Source organism: Paraglaciecola polaris LMG 21857 (genome assembly GCF_000315055.1).
Classification (GTDB): Bacteria; Pseudomonadota; Gammaproteobacteria; order Enterobacterales; family Alteromonadaceae; genus Paraglaciecola; species Paraglaciecola polaris.
In genome coordinates, this window is record NZ_BAER01000030.1 from 1 (window position 1) to 8824 (window position 8824).

Below are 8824 nucleotides of genomic sequence, written 5' to 3' on the forward strand. Positions count from 1 at the left end.
AATTATTGTTGAATACTCTTTTCTGTTCGCTCGATATGAGCCTGAACTTTGGTGGGCGTATAATTCTTGGATTTGTTGTTGACGGCTTTAAATTTACTGCCATCGATGGCGAAGGCTGAATCGTCAAACATGTTGAGTTGACGACATAACTCAACAAACCTGCGGCAGACATTTTTAATCCCCTTGCCATTATCTTTCCTAAAGTTGGCGATGGTTTTAAAGTCAGGCTTTAAACGCTCAAGCAACCACATTAATTCCACGTTGCGATGGCTTTCCTTTTCTAGCCGGCGAGATGACTGAATGCGATTTAAGTAACCATAGATGTAGAGTTTTAGCATAGTGGCAGGATGGTAGCCTGGGCGGCCGGTTAGCTTTGGGTTAACGGTCTCAAAACCTAAGTCTAATAAATCAAGGTGGTCAACAAACATATCGATAACTCGAACTGGATTATCTTCGGTAACAAAGTCATCTATTGCTTCTGGGAAGAGTGTCGATTGGTGTATTGGTTGACCTTTAATATGGTGAGACATGTCAGATAAACTCTGGTTTGGCTTACCATTTTATTATACTAAATTAGGTCTTAAAGTTGGATCGGTGGCTAAGACTGATTGATCATAAACATCACATACTTAGACCAAAAGGTGATCAATAGTTTTTACACAGCCTGGCGACATTGCTGACATAAGCAATGTTGATATTCCAAGCCATGTTTATGTTTGGTTTGAGTGATAAGAGACAGTCGAGAACGCCTTCGACTATTACTGGAGAACTGAGTTTATAGTCATTCGAATCATTAGGAAATAAAAACGAAACCAGTTGTTCTTACAAAGACATTTTCGACACCAAATTATGAAGTTATTTGGTCAATGACAACAAGCATTTTCGTCATAGGAAAAAAGACCTTTAAAGTCTGTTTTTCCTTCTAGTCTGTCGATGTAATACTGCGAGTTCTTTTTAAATGTATCCAGACAATAAGGGCAACGACAAAAACGTAATTCATGGCCGTTATGCTTATAAGGCACGGAATGTGCCGATGGTTTTTCTGCTAGACATGTAGGACAAATCTTTATATCCGAAGTTTCTCCCAGAAGTTTTTCTGGTTCTTGTTCAAAGATAGTTAAACATCCCTGACAACAGAAAAAATGTTCCACAGATTTGTACATTACCCTTGGCGCTTGGGAGAAATTAATCCCTAACCTGATTAGTGAACAGCCACAAGTTGAGCATATCATCGTATAGTTCTCCTTATTAATTGATTAAAAAAGATAAAGGTTTATCCCGCACAGCAGGATAGTTCCTTAACATCTGTACTGAAGGTTTGAGCACAAAGTTTTAAACCTTCCACCATGGTCAAATATGGGAATAATTGCCCAGCGAGATCATCTACCGTCATATTATTATGGATTGCCAGAGCCGCGCTTTGAATAATTTCTCCGCCTTCATGGGCGAGTATTTGTGCGCCAAGAATTTTGCCTGTTAGTTTTTCTGCAACCAGTTTAATGAAACCGTCCGTTTCAAAATTGGCCAATGCTCGTGGCACATTTTCCATATCTAACACACGAGTAATGACCTCATAGCCCCCTGTTACGGCTTGCTCCTCTGTAAGACCCACGGTGGCAACTTGTGGGTCTGTGAAGATAACAGCAGGCATTGTCGATAAATCGAGCCTAGCTGCACCACCTGTCATATTAATGCCTGCTCTGCTGCCCGCTGCTGCGGCTACATAAACAAATTGTGGCATGTCGGAGCAATCCCCCGCGGCATAAATATTAGCGGTTGAAGTTTGCATTTTATTATTGACCAAAATGGCGCCACTTTTATCCGTTTTAATACCAACTTTGTCTAAACCAAGCTGCGCTGTATTTGCATGACGACCAGTAGCAACAAGTAATTTGTCAGATTGTAAGATCCCTTCATTAGTATCTACAGTAAATGAATTTCCGTAGTAGCTAACGTTTTTTGCTTGGGTATTATTTAATATGCGAATGCCTTCTTTTTCAAAGCACTCAGATAACTTCTCGCCTAGAAGTGGATCTTCAGCATACAATAGCGAATGACGTGCCAATATAGCCACCTTGCTACCTATACGCGCATAGGCTTGGGCAATTTCAATAGCCACAACAGAGGAGCCAATTACGATTAAACTATCTGGCAATTCTTCTGCAAATAAAGCTTCCGTTGATGTCCAGTAGGGTGTACCTGTTAAGCCATTTATCGGTGGGATAGTCGGTGTAGCTCCTGTCGCAATTAATGTGCGGTCAGTGTGAACCTCTACTTCTGTTCCATCTGAAACCCCGACAAGCAAAGTATTTTCATTTTTGAAATGCGCATAACCCTTTAATAAAGTTATAGCAGGATTGTTATCTAAAATCCGTTGGTACTTGGCACTTCGCAACTCTTCTACGAGAGCCGTTTGTTGGGCTGCTAGCAAAGAGCGGTTAATTTTTGGTTGATTGTCAGCAATGCCATCAAATGGGTTGACGCGTTGTTGGTGTGCCAATTGCGCTGCACGGATCAATATTTTGGAGGGCACGCAACCGATATTGACACAACAGCCACCTATGATATCAGCACCTTCGATCATAGTGACTCTTGCGCCATTTTCAGCAGCTTTGATAGCACATGCAAATGCACCGGAACCACTGCCTATAATCGCAACATGTAACTGGTCTGATCCGGCATAGCTGAGCGTATCTTTATTATTACTAGACATTATTAAAAACCTTATATTGCGCAGGATGCATCGTCACAACGATGATTTGCGGGGGAAAATATATCCCATATTGAAATGACAACCATAAATGCCAATGCGGAATACGTTACGTATGTACTCCACGCATACTGGAACCAAGGGTAAAGTGAGAGTAATAAGAAAACAGGGCCTATCATGCCAAGTGCACTTCTATGCCACTGGCGATGACTTAACCAGCCCAGTGCATTAAGAGCTAGCGCAACCCATGCAAAAAATGGTAATAGAGTATTGATAAACACCCCTTCCCATTGGCTGAGAAAGCCCAACCCAAGTGCTGCGCCCAAACTAGCAATAGCTGGAAAACACATCGCGCATCCCATGGCAGAAACCAATGCGCCAAGTGAGCCTGCTTTGTCGCCAATTTGTGTAATATACTTTAATAGACGATCCACTAGTTTTAGCCTCTTTTTAATCTTTCACGACAGAAGGATAACCAGCATTGGTTGTTGCACTTACAAGTGCTTCAATATTGGTCTTCTCATCATCATAAGTAACAACAGCTAGCTTAGTTGCATAAGTAACATCCGCTTTTTTAACACCATCCACATTTGTTAATGATTTTTTGACGGTGATAGGACAAGTAACACAATTCATGTTCGGTACATTAAGCGTGACCGTTTGAATTGTCGCCAATGCGCTTGAGCTTGAAAGTAAAGCGATTAAAAAGAATGTGTTTTTCATTGTTTGACTCCAAATTTTAATAGGTTGTATTGACACAATATGTGTTTGAAAAGTTAAACAAACCAAAGTATCCAATAGTTGCTAGTGATCAAAATAATTGCTGATGCAGTGGTAAGCCAAAAAGTGACTTTACGACGATGTCTTGTTACGGGGATTGCGCAGGCGCTGTCTGGTTCACATTCCTCTATTGGGCGATAAATCTTCCACCCCGCGTACCCGAGTAACAGCACAACAACTAGAATAAATACAGGGCGATAAGGTTCAAATGCGCTTAAGTTGCTTATCCATGAACCGCTAATGCCCAAGAGCAATAACACTAGAGGGCCTACACAACATACGCCTGCACCGATTGCCGCAATGATCCCGCCTACCATTGGAAGATTTGATTCGTTTTGACTCATATGAGTACCTCATTAACTTATGCCGCAACGATAAGTTATGTACCACGGTACGGAGTCAATGAGTTTTTTTGAAAAATATTGAAAAAACTGAAAGTGGGTAGTTCGCTTTTAAAGCAATTATAGGTAGGATCTTAGTGATACCGCCTTAGCTAAGGCTGCAATGAATCTATGATGGGGCAACAAGTCTCATCCTCATTACGTTGACATTGGGCTATATTTTCTAGCAGTGCTTTTTCCAAAAGCAGTAAATCTGCTTGTTTGGCCTGAACAGCAATTAGCTTTTTTTTGGCTAGCTCCTCGACTTGATGACAAGGGTTATCACTTAGTGATAGTAGCCCCTCAATTTCATGTAGCGTAAACCCCAATTCTTGAGAACGTTTTATGAAGCGAATTCTATTCACGATTTCTATTGGATATATTCTATAGCCCTGTAAAGGTTTAACAGGCTGTTTGATTAAACCCTTGCGCTCATAAAATCGAACGGTCTCTGGATTGATCCCGATTTGCTTTGCTATTTTACTGATCGTGCCTGACATTAATTATCAATCCTCAACAATTCATAAGTTCAAATATTCTTGATAACACAAGATATTAGAACTTGGAAATAATAAAAGGTATTCCAACTCCGAACAACGGGCGCGTTTAATGGTGACCATGATGAGGGTGGTTATTTTTGGGCACAGCAGTAAAAAAATGCGCTCGAATCTGGTGAATGTCTGCAATCAGTTAGAATCGCCAGTTCGATCATTGTCGAATGACGATCTGCTCCTGGCACTTTCTTCTCAATCAATAAAGCTAAAATCAACAAATGCTTACGTCAGCTATCAGGCAATTTTTGTCTTTATCCAAGACTACTCAACGGCCCCTATGACCCAAATAGACTGGCGAGAATGTCTCGCCTAGTTTGAATTGTCGCTATTATCGAAATACCAATATGATACTGTCGAATACCGAGACTTATATGATCCGCCGCACTTTAATGAGAATGACCGCAACTACTTTTTCAACCTAAATGATCTCGAAACATCAACGCTCAAGCAATTCAGAATTGTGCAGAATAAAGCACATTTCATCTTGTTGCTGGGCTATTTTAAGGCAAAGCCGGTTACGCTAACTTTCACCTGGGGAATGGTAAAAAGTGACCTTACCCACATTTATGCACGTTATTTTCCAAAAGCCCGGCTGATTCGCAAGAACCTAAACAAAGATGCCAAATCAAACATCTACCAAAAGGTCTTCTCGTTAACTGGCTTTCAACGCTTTTCAGAACAACATCAAAAGAGGCTGCATGAGCAAGCTGATTCAGCGGTTGCCATCCGAGCTGACAATAAAACGGTATTCGACGAGTGCGTGACTTATTTGAATCAGCAATGGATTGCATTACCGGCCCTTTCTCGAATTCAAAGTATTGTAAGCCAGGCATTAAACAAAGAAGAAGAACGACTTATCACTTTATTTAATAGACAACTCAAGGGCAGTATTAAGGATTACATTACCGCTTTATTAGCACCGCATCAGACAACAGACGAATTTCGTACTCTGCGAAACCAGGCTAAAGATTTTACTTTTGGAGAAATAAGTCGAGAATTACAAGATAAACAAAAACTAGAGCCAATATTTAAACAAGCAAAAAGCATCTTGGAACAAGCACGTATTTCTGATGGCAATATCTCTTTTTACAGTGATATGTTTCAAAACTACCGAACCTCTCAGTTGAAACAATTTTCACCGGCTAAGGCCTGTATATATGTGGTTTCATTTCTCTGTCAACGTTATGGCTACATCAATGATAATTTGACTAACGGTTTTTATCGAGGGCTCAGAAAATACGGGCAGAGCGCAAGCCAATATAGCGATAAACAAATAGCCAAAGAAGCTAGCCGACTCGGCAAACAGGTTAAAAAAGTATCGGATGTCTTACACGTACTGGCCAGCGGTGCTAATGATGAGACTATGTTGGCAAAGGCTTTGCTCAATAAGATCTATAAAATCTTACCTCAATCCGATTTGGCATCTGTGGCTGATTTTATGGAAAAAGTAGAATTGGATAAAAAACAATTTATCTGGCAATACTATAGTCAAAATAAAGCCACGATCAGGCGAAATTTAAGGCGACTCTTTCTAACCCTGGAATTTGAAATCGACAAAGCTCATTTTGAACTGGCAAATCAAGTCAATTTGGCAAAGCAGGAGATCCGTCAATACGGAGAAATAAAGACGATAGATGAGGAGCTGATCCGTAATTCGGATTTAGCCTATCTCCAAAACGATGACCAATATAATCCAACTGTCGATCCTTTTCTATTTGAATGTTATTTGTACCGAAAGGTCCTTCAGGCGCTCGATAACGATGTTTGTTATATCCATCATAGCCATCAATACCGGCCACTTGATGATTACCTCATTGATAGAGCAGATCAAAAGCAATTAAGCAGCTCCATGTCGCTTCCTATGCTGAAAGTGACAATTTCAGAACTGAGTGCAGGATTGAAAGGGTTACTAGAAGAGCAAATGAAAAATACCAGCAAGCGGATCAACCAGGGAGAAAATGATTATGTGATTTATTCTGATCAGACTAACACCATTAAATGGTCCTTATCGGTCAAAAATCCAGTACCAACAGTGAATAACCGAGTGTTTGAACAATTTGAACAGATAGGGATCATTGAACTGATGCGCGTGGTTAACCAGAAAACTAATTTCTTTGATGAATTTACTCATTTTCAGTCAAAATATCAGCGAACTCAACCCAACCTTAATGACATATTGGCTTGTATATTGGGTAATGGCACTAACTTCGGTTTATACAAAATAGCTAATATTTCTGATCGCTCATTCAATGATTTACGAGCCGCACAAGCCAATTACTTGCGCATGGAGACTTTGATAGCTGCAAACGACGCCATTTCAAACAAGACAGCCTCATTACCAATCTTCGAGTATTACCAAATAGATGAGCACGGTCAGCACGGTAGTATCGATGGACAGAAATTTGAATGTCGTTTTAGCTCTTTAATGGCAAGATATTCACCCAAATACTTCGGCCAGGACAAAGGCGTATCAGCGATGACATTGGTACTCAACCACATACCGGCAAACAGCAAAATTATTAGTGCAGATGATCACGAAAGCCATCACATTTTTGATTTACTTTATAACAACACTTCTGACGTTAAGCCTGATATTTTATCGACTGATACACATGGAGCCAATAGATATAATTTTGCCATACTTCACTTTTTTGGCTATCAATTTGCGCCACGATACAAGACCTTCAAGGATCACTTTGAAAAAATGTTTCAGGTAGAAAGCACTGAAGACGCAGAGCAGCTGATTTCCATGAGAGTTCCTATTGATTGGGAGTTAATAACAATAGAGTGGGAAAATATTTGTCGCTTGATGATTTCACTTGGGCAGCACAAAACCAGTCAAAGTGTATTAATCAAGAAGCTTTGCCGGTATAAATCGAACACTGCTACTCTTAAAGCTTTGGTGGAATATGATAGAGCAATAAAAGCGCAGTACATCCTGGATTATATTGATAGTGAAACACTTCGTCGTCATGTTCAACGTGCTCTTAATCGAGGAGAGGCATTTCACCAGTTAAGACGCGTCATAGCTGAAACCAACGGTAAGAAATTCAGAGGCAGTCACCACGCAGAGTTAACACTTTGGAATGAATGCGCGCGCTTGATTGCCAATTGTGTTATTCACTACAACGCACAAATACTCTCAGAACTTAAAGAATTCAATGAGGATAACGGGATCTGTGAAAACCTTGAGGCGTTAAAGAGAATTTCGCCTGTAGCCTGGTTCCATATTAATTTTTCTGGATTCTACTCATTTGCCGACTCTGAAAACAGTCATGATTTCTCGGCACTAGCCAGGACGGTACATTTAGAAGCATAATTTATCGAAATTCGAGGTGATTTTTCAGCTGGTATTATGAGGCGAAGAAATTAGGCCAGACTTTCTAAAAAACGTACTGCCTCTGTAGGCTTTGTTTTGTATAGCCTGTAGAGCATTAAGCGAATAATATGCCGTTTATGCACAACACCCCACTATCAGGTAGAAAAGAAGAAAGATCCGTTTTCCTTTCACGGCGTGGCAATCTTGAATGCAGGTGGCGGAAGCAAGGTGAAGGGGCTAGCGAAGGCTTTTAAGTCGCTCTGCTATGACGTTTCAGTACTTGCTGATGCAGATGCTGAAGACCAATTTTCTGCTGCTGACGTTGCCGAGCTGGATGGGCTGGGGGTTCCAGTCCATGTGTGGAGCGACAAGCTTTCATTGGAAGAGCGGGCCTTTCAAGATCTGCCGTGGCCCAACGTATTGGCCAGTGTGAAGCTCGCTCAAGATGAGTTGGGTTTCTCCGTGCACGACCAAGTGCGATCCAAGTTCCTTGAAGAGCTAGACAAGAATATTGACACATGGATGGACAGCCCCAAACTTCGAACTGCCATCGGTATTGCTGCGAAGAAGACCGGTTGGTTCAAAGACACAACCAGAGGCGATCTATGGTTTAAGGCCGTCAGCCCGGCGTTTCAAGATGAAGCTTTCGGCAAGAGGAATCTGGCCATTGAACTCGCCAAGCTTTGGGCATGGGCAGAGCATGTCTGAAGTACTGGCAATCAAGCTCAACGAATGCACAACTAAAGGGTATGTGTGATCTTCCCCCAGTTTCGTAGACACTTAACTTGCCTGTGAATATGTATTTTCATATTCATCTGGGGTCACATGTCCAAGGTGGCTATGCAGTCGAGTTCGATTGTAAAACACCTCAATGTAATCGAACAAATCCGCTTTGGCTTCACTTCGGTTCACGTACACTTTTCGTTTCACTCGCTCCGTTTTAAGTGAGTGAAAAAAACTTTCTGCAACCGCATTATCTAAACAATGGCCTCGGCGGCTCATGCTGGGTATCAGATTATGAACACTTAAAAAGTCTAGATAGTCACCGCTGGCATATTGACTGCCCTGATCACTGTGTACT

General features: G+C 41.2%; 8 protein-coding genes and 1 pseudogene. 2 read left to right on the forward strand and 7 right to left on the reverse strand.

The window, feature by feature from the left end; genetic code table 11:
- Window positions 1-8 precede the first annotated feature (8 nt).
- The 6 genes and pseudogenes from GPLA_RS05870 to merR all read right to left on the reverse strand — a co-directional run.
- Window positions 9-530 (reverse strand): annotated as a pseudogene (locus GPLA_RS05870) (transposase); the annotation flags it as partial.
- A 743-nt stretch (window positions 531-1273) separates the two neighbouring features.
- On the reverse strand, window positions 1274-2713 hold the full coding sequence (gene merA, locus GPLA_RS05875) for a mercury(II) reductase (RefSeq protein ID WP_006991279.1): 1440 nt from the start codon (window positions 2711-2713) through the stop codon (window positions 1274-1276).
- A gap of 11 nt (window positions 2714-2724) precedes the next feature.
- Window positions 2725-3144 carry an organomercurial transporter MerC gene (merC, locus tag GPLA_RS05880; protein ID WP_006991280.1) on the reverse strand — a complete coding sequence of 140 codons (420 nt, stop codon included), beginning with the start codon at window positions 3142-3144 and terminating at the stop codon, window positions 2725-2727.
- Window positions 3145-3160: 16 nt separating this feature from the next.
- The gene (gene merP / locus GPLA_RS05885) at window positions 3161-3433 is read right to left on the reverse strand and encodes a mercury resistance system periplasmic binding protein MerP (RefSeq protein ID WP_006991281.1); all 273 of its coding nucleotides are present in this window, start codon (window positions 3431-3433) and stop codon (window positions 3161-3163) included.
- A gap of 53 nt (window positions 3434-3486) precedes the next feature.
- Window positions 3487-3834, reverse strand: a complete 348-nt coding sequence (locus GPLA_RS05890; protein ID WP_007103942.1) for a mercuric transporter MerT family protein — start codon at window positions 3832-3834, stop codon at window positions 3487-3489.
- Window positions 3835-3983: 149 nt separating this feature from the next.
- A complete protein-coding gene (gene merR, locus GPLA_RS05895; RefSeq protein ID WP_006991283.1) occupies window positions 3984-4370 on the reverse strand; it encodes an Hg(II)-responsive transcriptional regulator in 387 nt (128 codons plus the stop codon).
- 373 nt (window positions 4371-4743) lie between these two features.
- On the opposite strand from merR, the gene GPLA_RS05900 reads away from it, so the two are divergent.
- Both GPLA_RS05900 and GPLA_RS05905 read left to right on the forward strand, forming a co-directional pair.
- Window positions 4744-7743 (forward strand): Tn3 family transposase, encoded by a 3000-nt coding sequence (locus tag GPLA_RS05900; RefSeq protein ID WP_007103943.1) that lies wholly within the window; start codon window positions 4744-4746, stop codon window positions 7741-7743.
- A 204-nt stretch (window positions 7744-7947) separates the two neighbouring features.
- Complete coding sequence (locus GPLA_RS05905) at window positions 7948-8451, forward strand: hypothetical protein (protein ID WP_007103944.1); 504 nt, start codon at window positions 7948-7950, stop codon at window positions 8449-8451.
- 72 nt (window positions 8452-8523) lie between these two features.
- On the opposite strand, the gene GPLA_RS05910 is transcribed toward GPLA_RS05905, so the two are convergent.
- On the reverse strand, window positions 8524-8824 hold a 301-nt coding region (locus GPLA_RS05910), incomplete at its 5' end, for an IS3 family transposase (RefSeq protein ID WP_040514005.1).